This window comes from Lelliottia sp. EB106-05-01-XG201 (assembly GCF_058791735.1).
Genome location: NZ_JBYTDV010000001.1, coordinates 35,909 through 60,091, shown reverse-complemented (window position 1 = coordinate 60,091; position 24,183 = coordinate 35,909). Strand labels below are relative to the sequence as shown.

Annotated in this window: 20 protein-coding genes; 10 read left to right on the top strand and 10 right to left on the bottom strand. The window is 58.1% G+C overall.

Annotated features, from left to right (window positions below):
* Window positions 1-145 precede the first annotated feature (145 nt).
* The 4 genes from AC3WS9_RS00260 (at window position 146) to AC3WS9_RS00245 (ending at window position 6,196) form a co-directional block, all read left to right on the top strand.
* Entirely contained in the window at window positions 146-1,267 is a 1,122-nt protein-coding gene (locus AC3WS9_RS00260) for an efflux RND transporter periplasmic adaptor subunit (protein WP_492486080.1), read from the top strand.
* Window positions 1,267-4,374: an efflux RND transporter permease subunit gene (locus AC3WS9_RS00255; protein ID WP_492486079.1), complete on the top strand. Its 3,108-nt coding sequence runs from the start codon at window positions 1,267-1,269 to the stop codon at window positions 4,372-4,374. Before AC3WS9_RS00260 ends, AC3WS9_RS00255 begins: the two co-directional genes overlap by 1 nt.
* 2 nt (window positions 4,375-4,376) lie before the next feature.
* Window positions 4,377-5,741, top strand: coding sequence for an efflux transporter outer membrane subunit (locus tag AC3WS9_RS00250; protein ID WP_492486077.1), 1,365 nt, complete (start codon window positions 4,377-4,379; stop codon window positions 5,739-5,741).
* 158 nt (window positions 5,742-5,899) lie between these two features.
* Window positions 5,900-6,196 carry a YicS family protein gene (locus tag AC3WS9_RS00245; RefSeq protein WP_282492102.1) on the top strand — a complete coding sequence of 99 codons (297 nt, stop codon included), beginning with the start codon at window positions 5,900-5,902 and terminating at the stop codon, window positions 6,194-6,196.
* Between the two features lie 28 nt (window positions 6,197-6,224).
* On the opposite strand, the gene AC3WS9_RS00240 is transcribed toward AC3WS9_RS00245, so the two are convergent.
* Window positions 6,225-7,175: a LacI family DNA-binding transcriptional regulator gene (locus AC3WS9_RS00240; protein WP_107702567.1), complete on the bottom strand. Its 951-nt coding sequence runs from the start codon at window positions 7,173-7,175 to the stop codon at window positions 6,225-6,227.
* A gap of 294 nt (window positions 7,176-7,469) precedes the next feature.
* Here AC3WS9_RS00240 and AC3WS9_RS00235 point away from each other — a divergent pair, with 294 nt between their 5' ends.
* The 6 genes from AC3WS9_RS00235 (at window position 7,470) to AC3WS9_RS00210 (ending at window position 13,397) form a co-directional block, all read left to right on the top strand.
* Entirely contained in the window at window positions 7,470-7,784 is a 315-nt protein-coding gene (locus AC3WS9_RS00235; protein WP_282492103.1) for a PTS sugar transporter subunit IIB, read from the top strand.
* A gap of 12 nt (window positions 7,785-7,796) precedes the next feature.
* Window positions 7,797-9,119, top strand: coding sequence for a PTS sugar transporter subunit IIC (locus tag AC3WS9_RS00230; protein ID WP_282492104.1), 1,323 nt, complete (start codon window positions 7,797-7,799; stop codon window positions 9,117-9,119).
* A gap of 22 nt (window positions 9,120-9,141) precedes the next feature.
* Window positions 9,142-10,530, top strand: a complete 1,389-nt coding sequence (locus AC3WS9_RS00225; protein WP_492490289.1) for a glycoside hydrolase family 1 protein — start codon at window positions 9,142-9,144, stop codon at window positions 10,528-10,530.
* Between the two features lie 6 nt (window positions 10,531-10,536).
* The gene (locus AC3WS9_RS00220; RefSeq protein WP_142503674.1) at window positions 10,537-10,839 is read left to right on the top strand and encodes a PTS lactose/cellobiose transporter subunit IIA; all 303 of its coding nucleotides are present in this window, start codon (window positions 10,537-10,539) and stop codon (window positions 10,837-10,839) included.
* Between the two features lie 143 nt (window positions 10,840-10,982).
* Complete coding sequence (locus AC3WS9_RS00215) at window positions 10,983-12,362, top strand: carbohydrate porin (protein WP_492486072.1); 1,380 nt, start codon at window positions 10,983-10,985, stop codon at window positions 12,360-12,362.
* A 132-nt stretch (window positions 12,363-12,494) separates the two neighbouring features.
* The gene (locus AC3WS9_RS00210) at window positions 12,495-13,397 is read left to right on the top strand and encodes an EamA family transporter (protein WP_285155689.1); all 903 of its coding nucleotides are present in this window, start codon (window positions 12,495-12,497) and stop codon (window positions 13,395-13,397) included.
* On the opposite strand, the gene nepI is transcribed toward AC3WS9_RS00210, so the two are convergent.
* From nepI to uhpA, 9 genes are all read right to left on the bottom strand, one after another.
* Entirely contained in the window at window positions 13,391-14,581 is a 1,191-nt protein-coding gene (gene nepI, locus AC3WS9_RS00205; RefSeq protein ID WP_492486070.1) for a purine ribonucleoside efflux pump NepI, read from the bottom strand. The two genes, AC3WS9_RS00210 and nepI, sit on opposite strands and share 7 nt — an antisense overlap.
* Window positions 14,582-14,724: 143 nt before the next feature.
* Entirely contained in the window at window positions 14,725-15,177 is a 453-nt protein-coding gene (locus AC3WS9_RS00200; RefSeq protein ID WP_492486068.1) for a DUF1198 domain-containing protein, read from the bottom strand.
* Between the two features lie 89 nt (window positions 15,178-15,266).
* Window positions 15,267-15,692, bottom strand: coding sequence for a DUF6201 family protein (locus AC3WS9_RS00195; RefSeq protein ID WP_492486066.1), 426 nt, complete (start codon window positions 15,690-15,692; stop codon window positions 15,267-15,269).
* Window positions 15,689-16,570 carry a DUF6402 family protein gene (locus tag AC3WS9_RS00190; protein ID WP_492486064.1) on the bottom strand — a complete coding sequence of 294 codons (882 nt, stop codon included), beginning with the start codon at window positions 16,568-16,570 and terminating at the stop codon, window positions 15,689-15,691. The genes AC3WS9_RS00195 and AC3WS9_RS00190 overlap by 4 nt, the downstream gene beginning before the upstream one ends.
* On the bottom strand, window positions 16,570-19,041 hold the full coding sequence (locus tag AC3WS9_RS00185; RefSeq protein ID WP_492486062.1) for a type VI secretion system Vgr family protein: 2,472 nt from the start codon (window positions 19,039-19,041) through the stop codon (window positions 16,570-16,572). The genes AC3WS9_RS00190 and AC3WS9_RS00185 overlap by 1 nt, the downstream gene beginning before the upstream one ends.
* 142 nt (window positions 19,042-19,183) lie before the next feature.
* Complete coding sequence (gene uhpT / locus AC3WS9_RS00180; RefSeq protein ID WP_492486060.1) at window positions 19,184-20,575, bottom strand: hexose-6-phosphate:phosphate antiporter UhpT; 1,392 nt, start codon at window positions 20,573-20,575, stop codon at window positions 19,184-19,186.
* A 137-nt stretch (window positions 20,576-20,712) separates the two neighbouring features.
* Window positions 20,713-22,041, bottom strand: a complete 1,329-nt coding sequence (locus tag AC3WS9_RS00175) for an MFS transporter (protein WP_492490288.1) — start codon at window positions 22,039-22,041, stop codon at window positions 20,713-20,715.
* 9 nt (window positions 22,042-22,050) lie between these two features.
* A complete protein-coding gene (gene uhpB, locus AC3WS9_RS00170; RefSeq protein ID WP_285146258.1) occupies window positions 22,051-23,550 on the bottom strand; it encodes a signal transduction histidine-protein kinase/phosphatase UhpB in 1,500 nt (499 codons plus the stop codon).
* Entirely contained in the window at window positions 23,547-24,140 is a 594-nt protein-coding gene (uhpA, locus tag AC3WS9_RS00165; RefSeq protein WP_285146259.1) for a response regulator transcription factor UhpA, read from the bottom strand. The genes uhpB and uhpA overlap by 4 nt, the downstream gene beginning before the upstream one ends.
* Between the last annotated feature and the right edge of the window lie 43 nt (window positions 24,141-24,183).

The window sequence follows — 24,183 nt, the reverse complement described above, 5'->3', positions numbered from 1 at the left end:
TTAAATCTGAATTAAACATCGGGAAATAACGCTTTCCCGTTTTTTCATTTCCGCGAGTCGCGGAGATGCGGCATGCCTTTGCCTTAAATAAATTTCATCTCGTTAAGCGATTAGCGGGACAGGCATCGTTCACCCTGGAAAAAGTATGAAAATCAGAACAACCTCCATCGCGGCATTATTTCTCCTGACCGGTTGCGATAATGCACAAATATCCGCGCCAGAAGGCCCACTCCCGGAAGTGGGGATCGTCACGCTCATGAGCCAACCCGTTCCGGTGGTCAGTGAGTTAACCGGGCGCACCAGCGCTGCGCTGAGTGCGGAAGTGCGTCCGCAGGTCGGCGGCATCATTCAAAAACGGCTGTTCAATGAAGGCGATACGGTCAAAGCCGGACAGGCGCTGTATCAGATCGAACCGTCCAGCTTTAAGGCCAGTTACGACGAAGCCGCCGCCGCGCTGAAACAGGCTCAGTCGCTGGTGCAGGCCGACTGCCAGAAGGCCCGGCGCTATGCCCAACTTGTGAAGGACGACGGCGTGTCGCGTCAGGATGCGGAAGATGCGCAGGCCACCTGTGCGCAGGACAAAGCCAGCGTCGAATCCAAAAAAGCCGCCCTGGAGAGCGCGCGTATCAGCCTGAACTGGACCACCGTCACTGCGCCGATTAGCGGCCGCATCGGGATATCGTCCGTCACGCCGGGTGCGCTGGTCACCGCTCAGCAGGATACGGCGCTGGCGACCATACGCGGTCTGGACACCATGTATGTCGATCTCACCCGTTCCAGCGCCGATCTGCTGCGATTACGCAAGCAAACCCTGTCCACCAACAGCGATACCCTGAGCGTGTCGCTAATCCTCGAAGACGGGAGCACCTACAGCGAAAAGGGCCGACTGGCGCTGACGGAAGTCGCCGTGGATGAATCTACCGGCTCCGTCACCCTGCGCGCGGTGTTCCCCAATCCGAAACAACAACTTCTGCCCGGCATGTTCGTTCGCGCCAAAGTGGATGAGGGCATCATGGACGACGCGATTCTGGCGCCGCAGCAGGGCATTACCCGCGACGCCAAAGGTAACGCCACCGCGCTGGTGGTGAACGCCAGCAACAAAGTCGAGCAACGTACGCTGCAAACCGGCGACACCTACGGCGACAAATGGCTGGTGCTGAGCGGGCTGAACGCGGGCGATAAGCTGATCGTCGAGGGCTCCGGAAAAGTGACCACCGGCCAGGAAGTGAAAGCCGAAGCGGTCAAAACCGACGGAGGAGACGCCTGATGTTTTCCCGTTTCTTCGTGCGTCGCCCGGTGTTTGCGTGGGTGATCGCCATTCTGATTATGCTCGCCGGGATGCTGGCGATCCGCACCCTGCCGGTGGCGCAGTACCCGGACGTGGCACCGCCGTCGGTCAAAATCTCCGCCACCTATACGGGCGCTTCCGCCCAGACGCTGGAAAACAGCGTCACTCAGGTGATCGAACAGCAGCTGACCGGCCTGGATAACCTGCTCTATTTCACCTCCACCAGCAGCTCCGACGGCTCCGTGAGCATCAACGTCACCTTTGAACAGGGCACCGACCCGGATACCGCTCAGGTACAGGTGCAGAACAAAGTGCAGCAGGCCGAATCGCGCCTGCCGAGTGAAGTGCAGCAGTCGGGCATCACGGTGGTGAAATCCCAGAGCAACTTCCTGCTGATCATGGGCGTGTACGACAAAACCGACAAAGCCAGCAGCTCGGATATTGCCGACTGGCTGGTGAGTAACGTCCAGGACCCGCTGGCGCGCGTGGAAGGCGTGGGCAGTTTGCAGGTGTTCGGCGCGGAGTACGCGATGCGCATCTGGCTCGATCCGGCGAAGCTGGCTTCGTACGCGCTGATGCCTTCCGACGTGCAGAGCGCGATTGAAGCGCAGAACGTGCAGGTCTCTGCCGGGAAAATCGGTGCGCTGCCATCCTCAAATGCACAGCAGCTGACGGCCACCGTCCGCGCCCAGTCGCGCCTGCAAACTGTCGACCAGTTCAAAAACATCATCATCAAAAGCCAGTCCAACGGCTCGGTGGTGCGCATCGGCGACGTCGCCCGCGTCGAGATGGGCAGCGAAGATTACACGGCGACAGCCAAGCTGAACGGCCATCCGGCGGCAGGTGTGGCGGTGATGCTTTCGCCTGGGGCTAACGCCCTGAGCACCGCCACCGCGGTGAAAGAGAAAATCGCCGAGTTCAAACGCGCGATGCCGGAAGGCTATGACGTCGCCTACCCGAAAGACAGCACCGAATTCATCAAAATCTCCGTCGAGGATGTGATTCAGACCTTGTTCGAAGCCATCATCCTGGTGGTGGTGGTGATGTATTTGTTCCTGCAAAATGTCCGCGCCACGCTGATCCCCGCCCTGGCGGTGCCGGTGGTGCTGCTCGGCACCTTTGGCGTGCTGGCCCTGTTCGGCTATTCCATCAACACCCTGACGCTGTTCGCGATGGTACTGGCCATCGGCCTGCTGGTCGATGACGCCATCGTGGTGGTGGAAAACGTTGAGCGCATCATGCGCGACGAGGGCTTGCCCGCCCGCGAAGCGACCGAGAAATCGATGGGTGAAATCTCCGGCGCGCTGGTGGCGATTGCTCTGGTGCTCTCGGCGGTGTTCCTGCCGATGGCGTTTTTCGGCGGCTCGACGGGGGTGATTTACCGCCAGTTCTCCGTGACCATCATCTCGGCGATGATCCTCTCGGTGGTCGTCGCCCTGACCCTCACTCCGGCCCTGTGCGGGACGGTTCTTACCCACACGCCGCCGCACAAGAAAGGCTTTTTCGGTGCCTTTAACCGCTTTTACAGCAAAACGGAAAAGGGCTATCAGCACAAAGTCCTGCAGGTGTTACGCCGCTCCGGCAGCATGATGGCGATTTTCGCGGTCCTGTGCGGCGCGATGGCCCTGACCATGTGGAAACTACCGGGCAGCTTCCTGCCGACGGAAGATCAGGGCGAAATCATGGTGCAGTACACCCTGCCCGCGGGTGCCACCGCCGTGCGCACCGCCGAGGTGAGCCGTCAGGTCACCGACTGGTTCCTCAGCAAAGAGAAAGACAACACCAACGTCATCTTCACCGTCGAAGGATTCAGCTTCAGCGGCAGCGGCCAGAACGCCGGAATGGCGTTTGTGTCGCTGAAAAACTGGTCCGAGCGTAAGGGGAGCGAAAATACCGCTCAGGCGATCGCCCTGCGCGCCAGCCAGGAGCTGGGCGGCATTCGTGATGCCACCGTGTTCGCCATGACCCCGCCGTCCGTCGACGGTCTCGGCCAGAGCAACGGCTTTACCTTCGAGCTGATGGCGACCGGCAGTACGGACCGCGATACCCTGCTGGCGATGCGTAACCAGCTGATTGGCGAAGCGAATAAAGATGCTTCCCTGCAGGCGGTACGCGCCAACGATCTACCGCAGATGCCGCAGCTGCAGGTCGATATCGACAACAACAAAGCTGTCTCTCTGGGCCTCGCCCTGAGCGACGTCACCAGCACCCTCTCCAGCGCCTGGGGCGGGACCTACGTGAACGACTTTATCGATCGCGGCCGCGTCAAAAAGGTCTACATCCAGGGCGATAGCGATTACCGCGCCGCGCCGTCGGATCTCAACAAATGGTTTGTGCGCGGGAGCGACGACAGCATGACGCCGTTCTCCGCCTTCGCCACCACCCGCTGGGAATACGGCCCGGAGAGCCTGGTGCGCTACAACGGTTCGGCGGCGTATGAGATTCAGGGCGAGAACGCCAGCGGCTCCAGCTCGGGCAGCGCGATGACCACCATGGAACAGCTGGCGAACAAACTTCCGGCTGGCACCACCTGGGCGTGGAGCGGCCTGTCCCTGCAGGAAAAACTGGCCAGCGGCCAGGCGATGAGCCTGTACGCCCTGTCGATTCTGGTGGTGTTCCTGTGTCTGGCAGCGCTGTACGAGAGCTGGTCGGTGCCAATTTCGGTGATCATGGTGATCCCGCTCGGGGTGCTCGGCGCGGCGCTGGCCGCGACGATGCGCGGTCTGAACAACGACGTCTATTTCCAGGTGGCACTCCTGACCACCATCGGCCTGTCGTCGAAAAACGCCATTCTGATCGTTGAATTTGCCGAGGCCAAAGTGGCTGAAGGCTACTCCCTGACGCGGGCTGCCCTGCGCGCCGCCCAGACCCGTCTGCGCCCGATCATCATGACCTCGCTGGCCTTTATCGCCGGTGTGACGCCGCTGGCGGTCGCCACCGGGGCAGGCGCCAACAGCCGCGTGGCGATCGGCACCGGCATCATCGGCGGCACCCTGGCGGCCACGCTGCTGGCGATTTTCTTTGTCCCCTTATTCTTTGTACTGGTGAAGCGTCTGTTCTCCGGTCAGCACGCAAACCGGAGGTAATCATGTTTCGTGTATCTGTTTTGGTGTTAGCCCTGATGAGCGCAGGCTGTGTGTCGCTGGACCCCAGCTACCAGCGCCCCGATTCACCCGTCCCGGCGACGCTGCCGGGCAGCCACGGCGAGGCCAGCGCGGTCGTGAGCCAGTGGCAGAATGTGATGAACGACGCCCGGCTGAAAGGGGTGGTGACGATGGCGCTCACCAGCAACCGCGACGTGCAAAAAGCAATTGCGGACATCGACGCCGCCCGCGCCCTGTATGGCGAAACGCGCTCGTCCCTGTTCCCGACGGTGGATGCTGAACTGAGCCACACCCGCAGCCGCACGCTGGCGAGCGGGGTGACCACCAGCGACGAGGCCAACGGCGCGGTGTCGAGCTTTGAGCTGGATCTGTTTGGCCGCAACCAGAGCCTGTCCCGCGCCGCGCGGGAAACCTGGCTTGCCAGCGAATTCACCGCCCAGAATACGCGCCTGACGATGATCGGCGAGCTGACCAGCGCATGGCTGACGCTGGCGGCGGATAACAGCAATCTGGCGCTGGCGAAATCGACCATGGAGAGCGCCGCGAACTCGCTGAAAATCGTCAAGCGTCAGCAGGAAGTGGGCGTGGCCGCGGCGACGGATGTCAGCGCCGCGATGGCAGTGTATCAGCAGGCCCGCGCCAGCGTGGCGAGCTATCAGACGTTAGTCATGCAGGACAAAAACGCCCTGAATCTGCTGGCGGGCGGTACGGTGCCGGACAACCTCCTGCCCGGCACGCTGGAGAGCCTGAACGATAACGCCATCACCCTGATCCCGGCGGGGGTGAGTTCCAGCGCGCTGCTGCGTCGTCCGGATATCCAGGAAGCCGAGCACAATCTGCTGAGCGCGAATGCCAGTATCGGCGCGGCGCGCGCCAATTTCTTCCCGAGCATTTCCCTGACCGCCAGCGCCGGAGTCGGAAGCGACTCCCTGTCGTCCCTGTTCAGCCATGGGCTGAAAGTGTGGTCGTTTGCGCCGTCGATCACCCTGCCGCTGTTCAGCGGGGGCAACAATCTGGCGCAGCTGCGCTACGCCGAAGCGGAGAAAAAGGGGCTGATCGCCACCTACGAGAAAACCATTCAGAGCGCGTTCAAGGACGTGGCCGATGCGCTGGCGCGGCGGGAAACCCTGAGCGAACAGCTCGATGCCCAGCGGGAGTATGTCGCCGCCGAGCAGAAAACGCTGGAGGTAGCGACGCGCAGCTATCAGGCCGGCGCGGGAGATTATCTGACGGTGCTGACCGCGCAGCGGTCGCTGTGGTCGGCGCAGGAATCGCTGATCGCCCTGCAACAGACCGACTTCACCAACCGCGTCACGCTGTGGCAATCCCTCGGCGGCGGCATGCCATAAATCTTTTTGCCGGGCGCTGATGCCCGGCAAAAACTCCAGCTACGCTTAAAACGTCTCATACCTGCGTCTGTCCAGAATCATACTTTCGGCTTGAATCGCTTTGATGAATGTAACGATATATTTCAGAAGACCATGCGCGTTTTTTTCCGGGGGTTTCTATGAAAGCTGCTCACCTGTTTTGTCTGATTATCTGTTTGCTTTTCGCCGCCTTCGTCCACGCAAAGGAGACGGAAGATCCGGTTAAAACGGAGAAAATCAGGCAGGCCGTGATGAAAGATATCAAGAAAGTGTGCTCGCCTCAGGGCAAACAGACGGACAAGGAGTGGCAGGCGATGATCATGTCATCGGAAGCCAACAAACTGCTGGTGAAGAACGCCGTGCTGGCGATGGAGCGCGACAACCTGGACAACTACTGGGAAGCGGTCGGCAAAGTGGACTGCATGGAGGATTACTAAGCGTGAAGCGGGCTTCACGCTTGTTTGATTAGCGTTTGCGCATATCCGGGATAATCAAATCCCCGCGCAGGACGTAAGACCCGAGCATCTGCGTTTTTTCATTCAGCCACGCCACAATCCGCGCCGCCATCGCATCCATGGAATATTCGATGGCCGGAATGGTCGGGATCCCCGGAAGATGCAGCGAACCGGCGAGACTAAAGACCATGATGTCTTCCGGCACCGATTTGTTGAACGCCTGCAGCTGCGGGATCACGCGCTGCGCTTCCTGCTCATCCGCCACCAGCAACGCATTGAAATTCAACGTGGTCGCGTTATTCAGCAGCTCCTGCAATGCCACGGAGGACGAGGTGGCGTCCATAAACACCAGATTGCGGTTAAACGGCAGGAAGTTTTTCTCCAGCGCGTGTTTGTAGCCGAGCAGCACCTGATCGGCGAATCCGCTGCCCTGCGGCTGGATCAAGGCAATCTGCCGACGGCCCTGACTGGTGAGATAGTTACAGGCGGTTTCGGCGGCAAAGGCGTGGTCAAACTGGATGCTGTTGGCGTTGTCGGACTCCATGCAGTCCACCAGGATGACGTTCTCCTGATCGATATGCAGCGGGAAGCGCGCCCCGATAATCAGGATGTCGTCGCACAGGCCGCAGGAGAGTTCATCGAGCGCGTTAAGCACTTCGCTTTTGGTGTTGGCGAAACGCAGCAGCAGATGCTTTTGATGCTGGCTGAGCTGTTTTTCCAGCGCGTACAAATACCCGGTGGTCTGGTTGATATTATCCTGCGCGCAAATGACGCCGATACAGCCGGTGGACTGGCTCAGCAGCGACTGCGCAATAACGTTGGGCCGGTAGTTCAGCTCATCCACCGCCTTCAGTACGGCCTCACGGCTGGCTTCCTTCACGCCGCGCGACCCGCTCAACACCCGTGATACAGTGGCTTTGGACACCCCGGCCAGACGTGATACATCGTTGATTGTAGACATCATATTCCCCTGACAGGACCCACGCAGCCCTGTAATTCCCATTACCGCTTCGGCTCACATTATAGCCAATCCGCAGTATATCCGTTTTCCCTTTTCCATGGAAACCGATTTTCCATTTCCGCTCCATTTGATGTCCAAATCGCCAAATTTCGTGACCCACATCGTGATAATAAGCCGCGTAACTACTGGATCTTGATGGGTGTCACACTTCTGTCTTTTATAAATGGAAACCGGTTTCCATATGATATCCAATCACCTCCGCAATAACTTTTTACACTTTGAGGATGGTTGTCGATGTTCAAGATTATGCTGTGCTGCTCTGCCGGGATGTCCACCAGCCTGCTGGTGAGGAAAATGGTTGAAGTGGCAGAAGAACGCGGTGTGCCGGTGACGATTGATGCGTACGGTGTTTCCGAATTTGATACGCAGTTTCCGCAGTACCAGGTCGTGCTTCTCGGACCGCAGGTGAAATACATGTTAAAGACACTGGCAGACAAGGCTGCCACGCAGGGCATTCCGGTTCAGGCCATCGACATGATGGATTACGGAATGCAGCGTGGTGATAAGGTACTGGACTATGCTCTGTCGCTCATCGACGCGGCACACTAAGAAGGTGTTCTCATGAGTTCGTTATATCAATCAATGGTTGCCGTTATTGAGCAGTCCATTACCCCGCTGGCGGCGAAGCTCGGACAGCAAAAGTACGTGATTGCGATCCGTGACGGGTTTACCGCGGCGCTGCCGTTTATGATCATCGGCTCGTTTATGCTGGTGTTCATCTTCCCGCCGTTCTCGGCGGATACCACCAACAGTTTTGCCCGCGGCTGGCTCGATTTCTCCCAGACCTACCGCGAACAGCTGATGCTGCCGTTTAACCTCAGCATGGGCGTGATGACCTTCTTTATCTCGGTGGGTATCGGCGCGAGCCTGGGCCGCCAGTTCAATCTTGATCCGGTGATGTCCGGCCTGCTGGCGTTTATGGCGTTTCTGCTGGTGGCGGCACCTTACGCCGATGGCAAAATCTCCACCCAGTATCTCTCCGGCCAGGGGATTTTCACCGCGCTGATCACCGCCATCTACTCCACCCGCGTTTACGCGTGGCTGAAAGAGAACAAAGTCACCATTCGCCTGCCGAAAGAGGTCCCAACCGGCGTGGCGCGCTCCTTTGAGATCCTGATTCCGGTGATGGTGGTGATCGGTACGCTGCATCCGCTGAACCTGTTTATCGAAGCGCAAACCGGAATGATCATTCCGCAGGCGATTATGCATCTGCTGGAACCGCTGGTCTCGGCCTCGGATTCCCTGCCTGCGATTCTGCTCTCCGTGCTGCTGTGCCAGATCTTCTGGTTCGCGGGCATCCACGGCTCGCTGATTGTCACCGGCATTATGAACCCGTTCTGGATGGCGAACCTGTCGGCAAACCAGGCGGCTCTCGCGGCGGGCGCAGCGCTTCCGCACGTCTATCTGCAGGGTTTCTGGGATCACTACCTGCTGATCGGCGGCGTTGGCTCAACCTTACCCCTGGCCTTCCTGCTGCTGCGTAGCCGCGTGGCGCATCTGCGCACCATCGGCAAAATGGGCGTGGTGCCGAGCTTCTTTAACATCAACGAACCGATTCTGTTCGGCGCGCCGATCATCATGAACCCGATGCTGTTTATCCCGTTTGTGTTCGTGCCGCTGGTGAACGCCTGCCTGGCGTACGCCGCGACCAAACTCGGCTGGCTGGCGCAGGTGGTTTCCCTGACGCCGTGGACCACACCGGCCCCGATTGGCGCGTCGTGGGCGGCCAACTGGGCGTTCAGCCCGGTGGTGATGTGCGTGATTTGTATGGTGATGTCTGCCCTGATGTATCTCCCGTTCCTGCGCGCCTACGAGCGCTCTTTGATGAAAACCGAAGAGCAAAAAGCCCAGGCGACCGTCGGTAACGCTGAAACAGCACGTTAATTAAAGTCAAAGAGGACGCATGATGAAGTATTCATTTCCCGAACACTTTTGGTGGGGTAGTGCCAGCTCGGCGCTGCAAACCGAAGGGGAAAGCCTGGGCGGCGGCAAAGGAGTGACCACCTGGGATCACTGGTTCGCCCATCAGCCAAACCGTTTCCATCAGGGTGTGGGGCCGCAGGACACCTCGACCTTTTACCAGAACTGGAAAGCGGACATTCAGCTGCTTAAGCAACTGAACCACAACAGCTTTCGCACCTCGATTAGCTGGGCGCGCCTGATCCCTGACGGTATCGGTGAAGTGAATCCGCAGGCGGTGGAGTTCTACAATCAGGTCTTCGACGAACTCCTCGAGCAGGGCATCACGCCGTTTATCACCCTGTTCCACTTCGATATGCCGATGGCGATGCAGGAGATGGGCGGCTGGGAAAACCGTGACGTAGTGGCGGCCTACGCCCGCTATGCGCAGATCTGCTTTGAGCTGTTCGGCGATCGCGTCCTGCACTGGTTTACCTTTAACGAGCCGATTGTCCCGGTGGAAGGCGGGTATCTGTACGACTTCCACTATCCGAACGTGGTGGATTTCCGCCGTGCGGCGACCGTGGCGTATCACACGGTGCTGGCCCATGCCCAGGCGGTTCGCGCCTTCCGCGCCGGGCATCACGCGGGGGAGATCGGCATCGTGCTGAATCTGACGCCGTCCTATCCGCGCTCGCAAAGTCCACAGGATCGGAAAGCCGCGCATTATGCGGATCTGATGTTCAACCGCAGCTTCCTCGACCCGGTTCTGCGCGGGGAGTATCCGGCGGATCTGGTGGCACTCCTGAAAGCCTACGATCAGCTGCCTGCCTGTCAGCCCGAAGACAGCGCGCTGATTGCCGAAGGGACTATCGACCTGCTCGGCATCAACTACTATCAGCCGCGCCGCGTGAAGTGTCGCGACAGCGCGGTGAATCCTCAGGCGCCGTTTATGCCGGAGTGGTTCTTCGATAATTACGAGATGCCAGGGCGCAAAATGAACCCGTACCGCGGGTGGGAAATTTACGAGCCGGGTATTTACGATATTCTGGTTAATCTGCGCGAAAATTACGGCAACCCGCGCTGTTTTATTTCTGAAAACGGCATGGGCGTCGAAAACGAGCAGCGTTTTATTGAAAACGGACAAATAAACGATCAATACCGTATCGACTTTATTTCCGAGCACCTCAAATGGGTCCACAAAGGCATTAGCGAAGGCGCAAATTGCCTTGGCTACCATATGTGGACATTTATTGATAACTGGTCATGGTGTAATGCGTATAAAAACCGCTACGGATTTATCCAGCTGGATTTAACCACGCAGCAACGCACCATTAAGAAAAGCGGGGAGTGGTTCGCCGCCACCTCGTTAAATAACAGCTTTGATAAAGAGTAATGAATGATGATCGCATTAGAAGATGCCGTAATGGAAATTATCGTCAACGCCGGTCAGTCGCGTAGCCTGTGCTTTGAAGCCCTGCACGCGGCCCGGCAGGGCAACCTCGACGAAGCCAAAAGCCTGCTGCGCGAAGCCGATGGCTACGCGCGCCAGGCGCACCATATGCAGACCAAACTCATCGAACAGGACGCGGGCGAAGCCCGCCAGCCGATGACCTTAATTATGGTGCACGCCCAGGATCATTTAATGAATTCACTGTTAGCCCGTGAATTGTCCGAAGAGATTATTCATCTCTACCAGAGATAATAAAGGGAGATACCGTTACGTTAAATTAAATCCTCTGTATTACTAAAATATAAATCAACTTCTTCTGATGATAGCGACATATTCTGTCAAATCGGAACGGGCTGGTTATTGTCTGAATAAAATTTAAATTAATAGAGATGACAATGAATATTATTAAAAAACTTCCATTAACAATGGCGGTTATCGCCGCGCTTTGCCCAATTTCTGTCCTCGCACAAGATTTTACGCAGGAGCAAATTGACGCCATTGTGGCTAAAGCGGTGGATAAAGCCCTGGCCGATCGTCAGGCAAAAATGGACGCCGCGGTGGCGAAAAAAGTGGACGTGGTGACCGAACCGCAAAGCGCCGCGCAGTCCCCGGACCTGGCGATTCCGTTTGGCGTGAAATTTACCGGCTATGCCCGCTACGGCGCGCACTTCCAGGCGGGCGATCAGAAATATGTCGCGGTCGATGGCTCCTATAACGGCGGCTCGGCGATTGGTCGTCTGGGTAACGAAGGCAACGGCGGCGAATTCCAGCTCTCCAAAGCCTTCAAGGGCGACAACGGCGCGATCTGGGACATCAACGTGATGATCGACCACTGGGGCGACGAAGTTAACCTGAAAAAGGCCTACGCCGGGGTGACCAACATTGTGGCCTCCAACCCGAACGCCTATTTCTGGGCCGGGCGTGACTTCCACCAGCGTCCGCAGCAGGGCATCAACGACTACTTCTGGATGAACCACGACGGCCAGGGTGCCGGGGTGAAGAACTTCGACATCGGCGGCGTGGAGTTTGATGTGGCGACCGTCGCGGCGGTGGAGTCCTGTAACCCTGAAGTGGAAAACGACGGCTCTAACCCGTCGCGTATCTCCTGTACCGGCGGCTCTGGCACCGGCGATAAGGGCAACTACGCGGCCACCTCCAAAATCCACGGCATGAAAGTCGGCCCGCTGGATCTGGAAATCTACGCCAACTACGGCTTCGATTCGAAAGCCATCGAGAGCGACGATCGCCTGAAAGCCTGGCAAGGCGGCGTGGTCCTGAGCCACACCAACGACAGCGGCGTCAACAAAGTGATCGCCCGCTACTCGGATAACTCAGACAACAGCGTGTTCAACAAAACCGAAGACCTGACCACGGTTTACGCCAGCTTCGAAGGGCTGCATAAATTCACCCAGCAGACGCAGGTGGAGTACATCCTCGCCTTCCACGACTATGACAACAGTCGCGACGGCACCGACAACCGCAAAAACTACAACGCGATTGTGCGCCCGATGCACTGGTGGAACGACGTTCACTCGACCTGGCTGGAAGCGGGCTGGCAGCATGTTGATTACGACAACGGCGGCGATAACAAAGGCTGGAAGCTGACCCTGTCGCAGAACATGTCTATCGCCATGGGCCCGGAATTCCGTCCGATGCTGCGCTTCTACGTGACCGGCGGCAAGGTGGATAACGAACGCACTGCGCGCGTGAACGGCACAGACGACCAGACGTTCGACGACTTTAACGTTGGGGCGATGTGGGAGGCGTGGTTCTAAAACCGAGCTGTCATTTGCCGGGTGGCGCTGCGCTTACCCGGCCTACTATTTTCGTAGGTCCGTGCAAGCGCAGCGCCGCCGGGCAATACTCCCATGATATGCTAGAAAAAAAACGAGCATGCAGGGGAGAACATGGGTTCCACAAAAAGAGGGATGCTGAATGTCCTGATCGCCGCCGTGTTATGGGGCAGTTCAGGGGTTTGCGCGCAGTACATCATGGAGAAGAGTCAGATTTCCTCACCTTATCTGACCATGATTCGTCTGCTGTTTACCGGCGTGATTTTACTGACGCTCTCTTTCGTCCACGGCGACAAGATTTTCTCGGTCATCAGGCATCGCAAAGACGCCATCAGCCTGCTGATTTTCTCACTGGTTGGCGCACTCACGGTGCAGCTCACCTTCCTGCTGACGATTGAAAAATCCAACGCCGCCACCGCGACGGTCCTGCAGTTTCTCTCCCCGACCATTATCGTGGCCTGGTTCGCGCTGGCGCGAAAAAAACGGCCTGGGATTTTTGTCCTCGCGGCGATTTTGACGTCGCTTATCGGCACGTTTTTACTGGTGACCCACGGCGATCCGACGTCGCTGTCCATCTCTCCGGAGGCTTTATTCTTCGGTATCGCCTCGGCCTTCGCCGCCGCGTTTTACACCACCTATCCGTCGACGCTGATCGCCCGCTACGGCACGCTGCCGATTGTCGGCTGGAGTATGTTGATTGCAGGACTGATGCTGACGCCGTTCTACGCCGGGCGCGGCACCACCTTCGTGATTGACGGCAGCCTGCTGCTGGCCTTCTTCTATCTGGTGGTGATCGGCACGGCGCTGACCTTCAGTTTGTATCTGAAGGGCGCGCAGATGATTGGTGGGCCGAAGGCGAGCATCCTGAGCTGCGCCGAACCGCTGAGCAGCGCCCTGCTGTCTGTGCTGCTGCTGGGCGTGGCCTTTACCCTGCCGGACTGGCTGGGGACGCTGCTGATTGTGTCATCGGTGGTGCTGATTTCGATGGATTCACGCAGACGCGTTCAGGCTCACTGAGCCTTTACTTTCCCTGCCACCAGCAGCGCGGTCAGCAGCATCAGCGTGCCGGATAAGACCAGCGGCGACAGCAGCCCCAGATTGTCCAGCGCGTAGCCGCCGATCGCCGCCCCGCAGGTGTTCGCCAGCTGAATCACCGCCACCTGAATGGAACCCGCTTTTTCCGCCTGATCGGCCAGAGAGCGGGTGATCCACGTTGACCAACCTACCGGGACCAACGCAAACGCAAAGCCCCAGATAATCGCAATCGTCGACGCCACCCACTTATCGCTGCCCCACAAAATCAGCACTACGGCGCTGACCGCCAGCACCAGCGGGGCACCCGCCAGAGCAATCTTGAGCGAGCGTTTAAGGAACTGTGCCGAGAGCGACGTGCCGACAAAACTCGCAATACCGAAGCTCAGCAGCACCAGCGTCAGGCCATCGACGTCAAACCCGGCCATGGTCATAAATACCGGGCGGATGTAGGTGAAGAAGGCAAACTGACCCGCAAACGCCATAAAGATGGCGGTCATCCCCGCCATCACACCGGGGCGTTTCAGCAGGCTGAACATATTCTGTTTGTGATGCGCCGCTTCGCCCGGCAGGGACGGCAGCGCTTTCCACACCCAGAAAATGCACAGAATGCCCATGATCGCTGCGCCGTTGAAGACGTTACGCCAGCCGATAATCCCGCCCAAAAAACTGCCCAGCGGGGCGGCGATCACCAGCGCAATCGACACCGCACCGAAAATCACTGAGAGCGCTTTTGGCACTTTGCGCGCAGGCACCAGGCGCATGGTGAGCGAGGCCGACATCGCCCAGAACCCGCCCAGCCCCAACCCCAGACAGGCACGGCCCAGCAGCAACAGAGTAAAGTTATCGGCAAAGGAGACCAGCACGCAGGAGAGGGTAAGCAGCACCGCGAACAGGATCACCACCTTGCGGCGGTCGATGGTCCCGATGACCTGGGTGATAAACAGGCTGGAGAACATGGCAACAAACGCCGTGACGGTGACGGACTGGCCCGCCACGCCTTCGGAAATCCCGAGGTCCTGGGCCATCGGCGTCAGCAGGCTCACCGGCAAAAATTCCACGGTAATCAGGCAGGCGACGCAAAACGCCACGGCGAAAACCGCCGACCAGTTTGGTCGCAGCACCTCACTGGTGCGAGTCGTGGGCGTGGAGTGGATCTGTTCTGTCATGGCGTCACCTGAGGATAAAAACGTGCGGGAAAGTCGCGCAGTTTATCATCATAACTGTGACGGATTTAACGTTTTGACAACTTTTGTGGGTTTTTGTGCCCGGTGGCGCTGCGCTTACCGGCAGAAAATCGCAATGTGGTGAATTAGTGCAGGAAGAACACGCCACCTTCCGGCAGGAACAGCTGGTTATAGCGCAGCTGGAAGGCGTTGAACTCCTGCGGGTCCGGCTCCATCTCACGCATAAAGCCCAGCGTCAGGCGGATCTGCGCGTCGGTGATAGGTGCTGCCAGGCGCGCTTTGCGCAAAATCCGGTGCCAGGCGTGCAGGTTCTCTTCGCTGCCATCGACGATGCAGACCTGCCAGATCAGCAGCACCTGCGCGGCGTTTTGCAGATGAGCCTCGTCCGGTCGCTCCAGATAGCGGATAAACTCATTGCCTGCGGTTTTGCCAAACTGGTCAATCATCGACTCCAGCGGCACCGGCGTAATCCCTAAGCGTTCGCTCAGTCGCTTGATCGCGCGGCGCGAATCGGACGTCAGAATGCGAAACCCGACAACAAACACCACAACCAGGGTGGCCAGAATTATCCAGACCATGCGCTCTCCTTAATGTAAGCCGCTCATGATATCGGGAAACGCGTGGGGCTGACAGCGGCATGTACTCGCCGCTGATTAAATTTCAATAACTAGTAGAAAACTGAAAGAAAACGACTCCACCACTTTTTCTGATCTACAGGAATCGTATAACCATCCACATAATCATTCACACCATTAATCGAGAAAGAATGGTCACCAGAGATCTCTCCAGGAAAAAAAACAGCGTCACCAAAAACTCCCTCAATTTCCGAAAAGTGGAAGGGAGAACTTTGTCCTAAATATTTCCCATTAATATCATAGAGAACTACAAAAACATCGCCACGCACAAATGCCTGGTAGGCAGCATAAGGAGTCGTTGGTAAAACATAATAAGCGACGACTTTATATTTACCGTCCGGACTGATTTTTTGATTAACATAATTAAAATCACCGAGAAATGAAACCGGTGAAAGCACAAGCCAAAAGAATATAGCCAAGAAACAAATCACTACTCTGCGCCAGATTTTATTAATCATAATTCAATAACTCTATCTTTAGCTAATGGCTCAAGCCACATCACATCAGAGAAAACAATGAAATCCCCGCCAGAATCATGTTTCCTCTGCCACTCTTTAAAATCTCCATTAAAGACAGGAACATATCCCATATACTCTCTTGCTAATTTACCAAAAAAACCTGCAGTGTAACTTGACATATAAGCAATAGTTTCTGGTTTATTAAGTATCTTTGACTTTCCCCACACCCCTAATAATTCAGGTATGTCTATTCCTAATTTATTATCATCAAGAAAATCATATGTGTCTTTTAAGTAAAAACCTAATGCATCGATAGTTACAGTAAACTTCTCCTCTAAGGTAATCACGCTGCCTCTTATGCATACTTTTAGATTGCCATTACCCACTGATCCATACCAGTCATTGATAACATCAGTTTTATCTCCGATCCTCATAAAATTAACTTGAGCAGTTGAATCTAATACTTTCACATCATCTGACATGCCGATTGTCCCAAACTGACCAGTTTTGAACCCCATCTTTAAAAGTCGTTTTTTTAATACATTCTTTGATCTTAAAGTATTCCAACTAGCCTTTAATCTCTCAACCCCACTCGCGACCTGCTGAAACTTCATAGCCCATGACATGGTAATTATATTAGTATTTACCCTGGACAGCTCTAATGTTGAAGCATCACAATCAAGAGCTAAATTCTTAGTATCCTCATCGAATGAATACGCAGGTGTAATGCTAAACCAGTGACTCATCAATCTGGGTGCCATTTCCCACCCCATGTTTTCCATCGCCTTTGGAATCATATCAATATGAAAAAAATCAGCTTCAACCTTCTTCTCCTGCTGCTCTTTTTCTGCGGTAGTTGTTGTTGATGATACGGCCATTATCTTGTCCCCGCTTTAATCTGGAAAACATAATCCAGAGTCACATTTTCTTCAGTATCGGAATTCACTGCGTGCGTCCGGGCCGAACCAGTCCTCCCCTGTATAGCACCTGTCGGAGTCTGGATCTGATAAGCAAATTCCATATCTTCCGTGCCAGTTAATGCATCTATGACTCTGAAACAGGCCAAATTAGGTCCACAAGAAAGTGCTGGCAGAACTGGCGACATCTCAGGCAAATTAGCTTCTTGCACATTGCTACTCGTCGTCACCGACCGCTTAATCTTCCGCGTATAAGTCGTATCCGTCCCGTACTCGATTTTCCCTTCCTGAATGATGAGATAACTCCCGCCGCCTATCAGCGTGACCTTCTTCTTGCCCGCAAACAGCATGTCGCTCGCCGATATCAGGCTCAGTTTCTGCTCCGCGCTGATGTGCATTTCGCCGTTCTGCGCCTGAATCTGCACCGGACCTTCGCTGGCGTTCAGGGTCAGTGAGCCACTGCGGGCAAACAGGCCAACGCTTTCCCCTGCCAGAATGGCCGTATTACCCAGCGCCCCGCTGCTGAAATCCCCCCCGGCGTTCATCGCCACGTTCTGGCTGGCAGTCATCTGCAGATGTTCTCCGCTGGTGAACGCCACACCCTGCGGGCCGTGGAAGTGGATCATCTCGTTCAGCGGTTTCAGGCGCTGGCTGAACATCGCCAGCTGGCTCACGATATCCGCCTCCAGCGCCTGCGCCTGTTCTGCCGCGGCGGCCAGGGCTTTCAGCTGCTGCTGGCAGACCTCGATTTCTTTCAGCGCCGTAGCCATATCCAGCACTTCACCTGCGGCCTTCTGCTGGCCATCGGCGGTGATGAACAGCCCCTTTGCCACGCGGATGACGCCGTACTCGTCCGTGCGCAGTTCGAAGCCACTGCCTCGCGGTTTGTTCTGCGCATCGACGATATGGCCCTCATTCAGCTGCGTGCCGCCGAACGGTGTGGTCAGCGCGATATGCTCCTCGCCGCGCTGGTCTTCCATCCGCAGTTCGTTTTGTGCTGCGGTGCGCAGGATGTTCTGGCTGCGGTTGTCACGGGTGACGATGTCAGCATGTTCTGAGTCGTGAAACGCGTGGGCGATGTAGGGCCGGTCGATGTCGCCGTCGTCATAGGCGATGCCCCCTTCCGTGCCGTCGATAAGCGGCGTATGCCAGCCGTATTTGTCACCGGCGTACGGTTTCGCCTGGCGAACCCACAGGTAGTGATAACCCGGCTCGGCATCCTCGCGGCTGAAATCCAGCTTCACGCGGTAGCGGCCATGGTTATCCAGATGAGCGTAGATGTCGCCCTTCTCGCGGCTTTCAATCCGCGCAGGCTGGGTGCCCGGCATTTTTGGGCGCGGCACTTCCTGCGAGCGGAAGCAGAACTGTTCGCTGTACGGCATCCCCCACACCGACACATGCAGGCGGCTGTCGCGGGTGGCACTGAAGGTGGTGAGGGTTATCACCACGCCCTCTTTCAGGTCGTTCAGGCTGCTGCCGTCGGCTTCCAGCACCATCCCCGGCGTCAGGTGTGAGGCGTTGCTGAACAGGTGCAGCCGGGCTGATTTATTCAGCTCGCGCTCATGGTGGATACGGGCGTAAAACGCCCCGCTTTCGGTGTCAGGCTCGGAGGTGCCGTCATCACCTGCGTCGAGGAATGGTGCGGCGTAGCGGTAATGCTCCCCGGTGGTGCTCGCGTTGTTTCGGACGGTGACGGTTGAATCTTTCGGGGTGGTCGCCGTGCGGTAGTTGTAATCCCGTGTCCGCACCAGCCCGGTCACCGTGTTGTGCCAGGTGCGCAGGCCCCAGACCGATTCGGCCGCACCGTCATACAGGCCAGACGGCTCCTGATACGGCAGATGCACGTCAAACTGGTAGTTCAGCTGGCTGTCGGCAAAGGTCAGTGTGTCCAGGCCAGTAACCTCGTTGACGCCGGAGCGGAACCAGATACCGACTTCAGACAGCAGGCGCTGGATAAACTGCAGGTCGCTTTCCCGCCACTGAGTGATGAGTTCCCGCGGCGGATAGCTGCGCTCCAGGCGGAACTCGAAATCCGAACCTTCCAGACCGTGCGCCCGCAGCACCTGCTCCACCAGCTCCGGAACTGACAGATTCTGATACACCGCACAGCGGCGGGTGTGGGCGAGCAGCGCCAGGCGGGATGATATCGTCACGCTGTAGTGGGTCTGGTCGGCGGTCGAGCCCAGCCACTCAAATCCGGTGATAATACCCTGCACCACCCGCCCGCTCAGCATGCGCAGCGTGGCGTATTTCATCAGGACATCTTCTGCCGCCACATCATCCTGCGACGAGGTGAACTCAATCCGCCACCTGAATGGCTCGTTCAGCGCCTCGCGACCGCGAAATTTCAGGACATCCGCACTGACCCGGCTGTCGTTGATCTCAAGCCGGTAGCGGGTCTGTCCGTCAAACAGTGCCAGCCAGTTATCCATAACTAACCCTTATTAACATAGGGATAAAGCGGGAATGCTTTCATGAAGGATGAGATATGTAAACAACTGATAGGCAGGCAAAAATCTGAAAATAAGAATGAAAGACCGACCGATTTACACCGGCGGTCTTTCGGGGAAAACATCAAGCAACTTTAAGTCGTTGAATCCGTTTTTCGCGGCGAATTTTGCGCTCTTCCATCACTGCGACCATCGCCATCAGGCAGATGCAGGCAATAGCGGCAGCGTCGAGCGCGGCGAAGGTGCCCGCCCAGCCGGTCAGGCCGAAGACTGGCGTGCCGTCGGCGATCATCCCGAGACCCAGTTTGGCGAAGCTGTCACCGATCAGATACGCGAAGGTGCCCTTAATCCCATCGGCAGCGCCGATCGCTTTTTTCGGCACAAATCCAACCGCCGCAACACCGATCAGCAGCTGCGGGCCAAACACCAGGAAACCGAGCGCGAACAGGGACGCGAGGTAGACGTACTGGTTGCTGGCGTGCTGATACACCCCTAACGTCGCGATGATCAGCGCCAGCGCCACGCAGGCCACCAGCGCACGACGCCCGTTCGCCAGATCCGAGAGCCAGCCCCACAGCAGCGTGCCCACCAGCGCACCGACTTCAAACAGGGTAAAGCCCTGAATCGCCACCTCTTTGGAGAGTTTCAGCTCCTGGAAGGCATACACGGTGGACCACTGGTCGATACCGATACGCACCACGTACAGGAAGATGTTGGAGAAGCACAGCAGCCAGATGACTTTGTTTTTCAGCACGTACTCAACAAAGATCTGCCATTTGGTCATCGACTCGTCTTCGGCCTCTTTATCCTCTTCGCTCAGCTCTTCGCCAAACAGCTCTTCCGCTTTGCCCAGACCGTAGGATTCCGGGGAGTCGCTGCCGTAGCGCAGGCCGATGAAGCCAACAATCAGGGCGATAATCGACGGGAAGATAAACATGCCGATCACGTGACCGTCGAACAGGAAGTTGGCGCCGAACAGCGCCACGCCTGCCGCACCCGCCCCGCCGAGGTTGTGGGAGATGTTCCACATGCCGAGGTAGGTTCCGCGCTTGCGACGCGGTGTCCATTTGGTGATCGTCGAGTAGCTGCACGACCCGCCGGTACTCTGGAAGAAACCGCTCAGGGCGTAGAAAGCGATCATCATAAACAGGCTGACGGAGCCCGCGCCCATGCTGGCGCTAAAGCCGAGCATACAGATGGCGGAGAGGATCAGCATAAACGGCAGGAACTGCTTGGTGTTTTTACCGTCGGCGTAATAGGAGACCAGGGTTTTGCCGACACCGTAGGTGATGGAGAAACCGAGGCCAATCATCCCCAGCTGCGTCATGCTCAGCCCGTAGGTGGAGATCATGTCGTTCTGGGCGATGTTAAAGTTTTTGCGGATCAGGTACATGGTCAGGTAGCCGATGAAGACCACCAGGTAGGACTGCATGAACGGCTTGAACCACATTTTGCGCCGCATCTCGAGCGGCAGATCCAGGGTCGGCTTGCGCACCTGGTTGAGAAAGGCCAGCATCAAAAACTCCTGATAGGAATACCTACGAATGGCAGGCATTGTAAAAATCAGCAGTCGCGTTGGCCTGAGACAGCGTCCAGGCGAAACCGGGAAAATTTCCTAGTTTTGCCCCACTCGGGGCAAAAAGGTGAGGCGTATCACGCTTCGCTAGCCTCGCGCGGGGCCTGGGCGTTCAGAAACGGCAGCAACAGCAGAGCGGAAATCCCCGCCGCGATGGCGATCACCGCGAAAAAGCCGCTCCAGTGCCAGGTGTCGATCACCCGCGCCAGCGGCCAGCCGGAAAGGGACGCACCGAGATAGGCAAACAGGCCGACAAACCCGGTCGCCGCGCCCGCCGCCTCTTTGTGCGAACACTCCGCCGCCGCCATGCCAATCAGCATCTGCGGACCGAAGACGAAGAATCCGGTGGTGAAGAAGCACGCCGCCTGCATCACGTAGCTGGCGAACGGCATCAGCCACAGGGAGCCGACGGAGAGCAAAATCCCGGCGGCAAAAATCAGGTTCATCGGGCCGCGGTTGCCGTTAAACAGTTTGTCCGATCCCCAGCCCGCCACCAGCGCGCCGATAAATCCGCCCAGCTCAAACATCGTCACCGCCGAGTTGGCGGTCACCAGGTCGACGCCCAGCGTCTCGGACATATACAGATTGCCCCAGTCGTTGATCGCCGCGCGCACCACGTAGACCAGCACGTAACACAGAGAAAGTAGCCAGATGTACGGGTTCAGGAGCACGTATTTGGTGAGGATCTCCTTGCGCGTCAGGCCTGCGCCTTCCTGCTGCTGGGCGATCTCCATCTCATCGTGTCGCCAGTCGCCAACCGGCGGCAGACCGACGGTTTCAGGCCGGTCGCGCAGACGCCAGCACAGAAACAGCCCGGCGAAAATCGCCAGCGTTCCGGCAATCATCATCCCTGCGCGCCAGCCGTAGTGCAGCGCAGCCGCGCCCACCATGATGGGGATCAGCGCTCCGCCGACGTTATGGGCGGTGTTCCAGATCGCCCACCAGCCGCCGCGCTCGTTGCGGGAGTACCAGGCGGTGAGCAGACGCGCGCAAACGGGCGCGCCCCAGCCCTGGAAAAAGGCGTTCAGCGCCCACAGCAGGGCGAAGGCCCAAAGCGAGGTGGAAAAACCGAACAGGATATTCACCACCCCGGTGGCGATCAGCCCCAGCCCCATGAAATACCGGGCGTTGGAGCGGTCGCTGACGATCCCGGAGAAGAATTTCGACAGGCCGTAGGTGATGTAAAACAGCGTCGCCAGCAGGCCGATGTCGGTACGCGTCATTACGCCGCTGGCGAGGATTTCCGGCGCGGCGGCGTTGAAACTTTTACGGGTGAAGTAGAACAGGGCATAGCCCAGCCAGATGGTGGTCAGGATGTGGCGTCGCCAGTAGCGGTAGCGCGCGTCGATCTCGCGTTTGTCGCCGATCGGCGTGGCGCTGGCGGGCGTTTTCAGAAAGGTAAACATCATCGGTCCTTACGAGTAACGCAGCGGCAAATTCACGCTGACGCGGGTGCCGTGAGTGCAGGAGATCGTCAGCGTTCCACCGAGCGCCGTGACGCGCTCGCGCATGCCCGCCAGGCCAAAACCCTGCTGGCCGGAGCCGGGCGGCAGGCCGCAGCCGTCATCTTCGAGAACCAGCATCAGGCGGTCGTCCTGCTGCCAGCCCTGGAGCGTGACCGCGCTGGCGCTGGCGTGTTTGACGATATTGTTCAGCCCCTCCTGGCAGACGCGGAACAGCGTCACGCGCTGGCTTTCGCTCAGCCCCGATTCGTCGATCGCCCAGTCGATGTGGCTGACGATGCCGCGATCTTCCAGCTCCATCTCGCGCATCAGGGAACGCACCGCCTGCTCAAGGGAGAGATCGTCCAGCTGGCGCGGGCGCAGTCGGCCCAGCAAACGACGCACGGAATCGTAAACGCCGAGGGAGAGCTGCTCAATATGCGCCCCGCCCTGGCGGACGCCGATATTTTCCGGGGCCAGGCGCTGGACAATCCCCGCCTGAGTGCGAATGGCGGTGATGGTCTGGCCGATATCGTCGTGCAGCTCGCGCGCCACTTCCTGGCGCACGCTCTCTTCGGTTTCCAGTAAACGCTCCGCCAGCCGTCGGTTGCGCGCCAGCTCGTTTTGCAGGGACTGGTTCAGCTCGCGCAGACGCTGGATCCCCGCCCCCAGCAGCAGCCCGGTCAGGCTCTGCGCCAGCAGCGAGAGGAGTAGGTCGACGGGATGATCGTGCCACGTCTGGCTGGCAATCAACGCGATGGCGTTCATCAGGGTGGCGATCAGCGCCCCTTGCCAGCCGTAGTGCCAGGCCAGGGCGATAATCGGCAGCGCCAGGCAGAACGGTGTAAAACGGGAGAGTTCCGCAGGCAGCCCCAGCTGTAACCACAGGCTGACCACAAACAGCAGCAGATACCAGATGAGATGCCGCGCGCGCCAGTTCACCGGCTGGGAGACCAGCGCCGGGCCGAGCGGCTGCCAGACGGTGCTGGTGAGATAGTGCCAGATCACGAGGCAGGTCGGGGCCAGCGTCAGCCCGCCGGTGAGGGTCAGCAGCAGGGCCGTGAGAGTGTCGGGTTTACCGATCCACGGCAGGGATTGCAGCAGCGCGGCGGCGATCAGCGCTGCGCCCTGACGCAGCAGCGTGCGCCAGTCGCGCTGATGGCGATAGCGGGAGATCAGCGCCACCGGGAGCAGCGTCAGCACGCCTCCGATCATCAATAAAGGGAGATGCGCCAGCGCCACTTCCTGCGCCAGCCACACCAGCATGATCCACTCGGCGCCGAGCAAAACTGGCCAGTAGCCGCGCGGACATTGCAGCATCAGCCCCAGACGCAGGCCAAACGGGAACAGCAGCACCGCCAGCTCCGGGCGCTCGACCAGATGCAGGCTGATGCTCCACAGGCAAAACCAGGCGGCGGAGAAGATAAAAAAGCTGGCGACGACGGAGACCAGCCGCGAGAAATACGGGCTCATTGCCAGCCGTCAAACATGCGGCGGGCCAGCTCGACGTCATTGCTGACGCCGAGTTTTTCCATCAGATTGGCGCGATGAACGTGAACGGTTTTCGGCGACAGGCCCAGCTCGACGGCGATCTCTTTCACCGCCATCCCCTGCGCCAGTTTTTCCGCCACCTGCCGCTCGCGTTTGGTCAGCGGGTCCTGGCGTCCGGCGGCGAGCTTGATAGCGATGTCGGGCGTGAGATAGCACCCGCCCGTGGCGACGGTGCGCACGGCGGAAATGAGTTCGTCGGGGCTACAGCGTTTGGAGAGAAACCCGCGCGCTCCGGCGTTGAGCGCCTGTTCGACCAGCGCCGGGCTGTCGTGCACCGAGAGCATGATCGTCGCCATCCCTTTCGGCAGTTGGCTGAGCAGCTCAAGCCCGGAAAGGTCCGGCATCGAGATATCGCAAATGCACACCTGCACCCCACGCCCCGGCAGTCCGGCCAGCGCCTCGCGGCCTGAACCGAATTCAGCTACCACCTGAAAATCGGACTCCAGGCTCAGCAACTGGGCAAAACCGGAGCGAACGATAAGATGGTCGTCGATAAGGGCGATGGTGGTCATGTGGGTGTCCTGGTGCCTGAAAGCGCCTGATGGCGCTGCGCTT

Coding starts and splice junctions, on each gene's coding strand:
- AC3WS9_RS00260 (WP_492486080.1), top strand. CDS start 146: ATGAAAATCAGAACAACCTCCATCGCGGCATTATTTCTCCTGACCGGT.
- AC3WS9_RS00255 (WP_492486079.1), top strand. CDS start 1,267: ATGTTTTCCCGTTTCTTCGTGCGTCGCCCGGTGTTTGCGTGGGTGATC.
- AC3WS9_RS00250 (WP_492486077.1), top strand. CDS start 4,377: ATGTTTCGTGTATCTGTTTTGGTGTTAGCCCTGATGAGCGCAGGCTGT.
- AC3WS9_RS00245 (WP_282492102.1), top strand. CDS start 5,900: ATGAAAGCTGCTCACCTGTTTTGTCTGATTATCTGTTTGCTTTTCGCC.
- AC3WS9_RS00240 (WP_107702567.1), bottom strand. CDS start 7,175: ATGTCTACAATCAACGATGTATCACGTCTGGCCGGGGTGTCCAAAGCC.
- AC3WS9_RS00235 (WP_282492103.1), top strand. CDS start 7,470: ATGTTCAAGATTATGCTGTGCTGCTCTGCCGGGATGTCCACCAGCCTG.
- AC3WS9_RS00230 (WP_282492104.1), top strand. CDS start 7,797: ATGAGTTCGTTATATCAATCAATGGTTGCCGTTATTGAGCAGTCCATT.
- AC3WS9_RS00225 (WP_492490289.1), top strand. CDS start 9,142: ATGAAGTATTCATTTCCCGAACACTTTTGGTGGGGTAGTGCCAGCTCG.
- AC3WS9_RS00220 (WP_142503674.1), top strand. CDS start 10,537: ATGATCGCATTAGAAGATGCCGTAATGGAAATTATCGTCAACGCCGGT.
- AC3WS9_RS00215 (WP_492486072.1), top strand. CDS start 10,983: ATGAATATTATTAAAAAACTTCCATTAACAATGGCGGTTATCGCCGCG.
- AC3WS9_RS00210 (WP_285155689.1), top strand. CDS start 12,495: ATGGGTTCCACAAAAAGAGGGATGCTGAATGTCCTGATCGCCGCCGTG.
- nepI (WP_492486070.1), bottom strand. CDS start 14,581: ATGACAGAACAGATCCACTCCACGCCCACGACTCGCACCAGTGAGGTG.
- AC3WS9_RS00200 (WP_492486068.1), bottom strand. CDS start 15,177: ATGGTCTGGATAATTCTGGCCACCCTGGTTGTGGTGTTTGTTGTCGGG.
- AC3WS9_RS00195 (WP_492486066.1), bottom strand. CDS start 15,692: ATGATTAATAAAATCTGGCGCAGAGTAGTGATTTGTTTCTTGGCTATA.
- AC3WS9_RS00190 (WP_492486064.1), bottom strand. CDS start 16,570: ATGGCCGTATCATCAACAACAACTACCGCAGAAAAAGAGCAGCAGGAG.
- AC3WS9_RS00185 (WP_492486062.1), bottom strand. CDS start 19,041: ATGGATAACTGGCTGGCACTGTTTGACGGACAGACCCGCTACCGGCTT.
- uhpT (WP_492486060.1), bottom strand. CDS start 20,575: ATGCTGGCCTTTCTCAACCAGGTGCGCAAGCCGACCCTGGATCTGCCG.
- AC3WS9_RS00175 (WP_492490288.1), bottom strand. CDS start 22,041: ATGTTTACCTTTCTGAAAACGCCCGCCAGCGCCACGCCGATCGGCGAC.
- uhpB (WP_285146258.1), bottom strand. CDS start 23,550: ATGAGCCCGTATTTCTCGCGGCTGGTCTCCGTCGTCGCCAGCTTTTTT.
- uhpA (WP_285146259.1), bottom strand. CDS start 24,140: ATGACCACCATCGCCCTTATCGACGACCATCTTATCGTTCGCTCCGGT.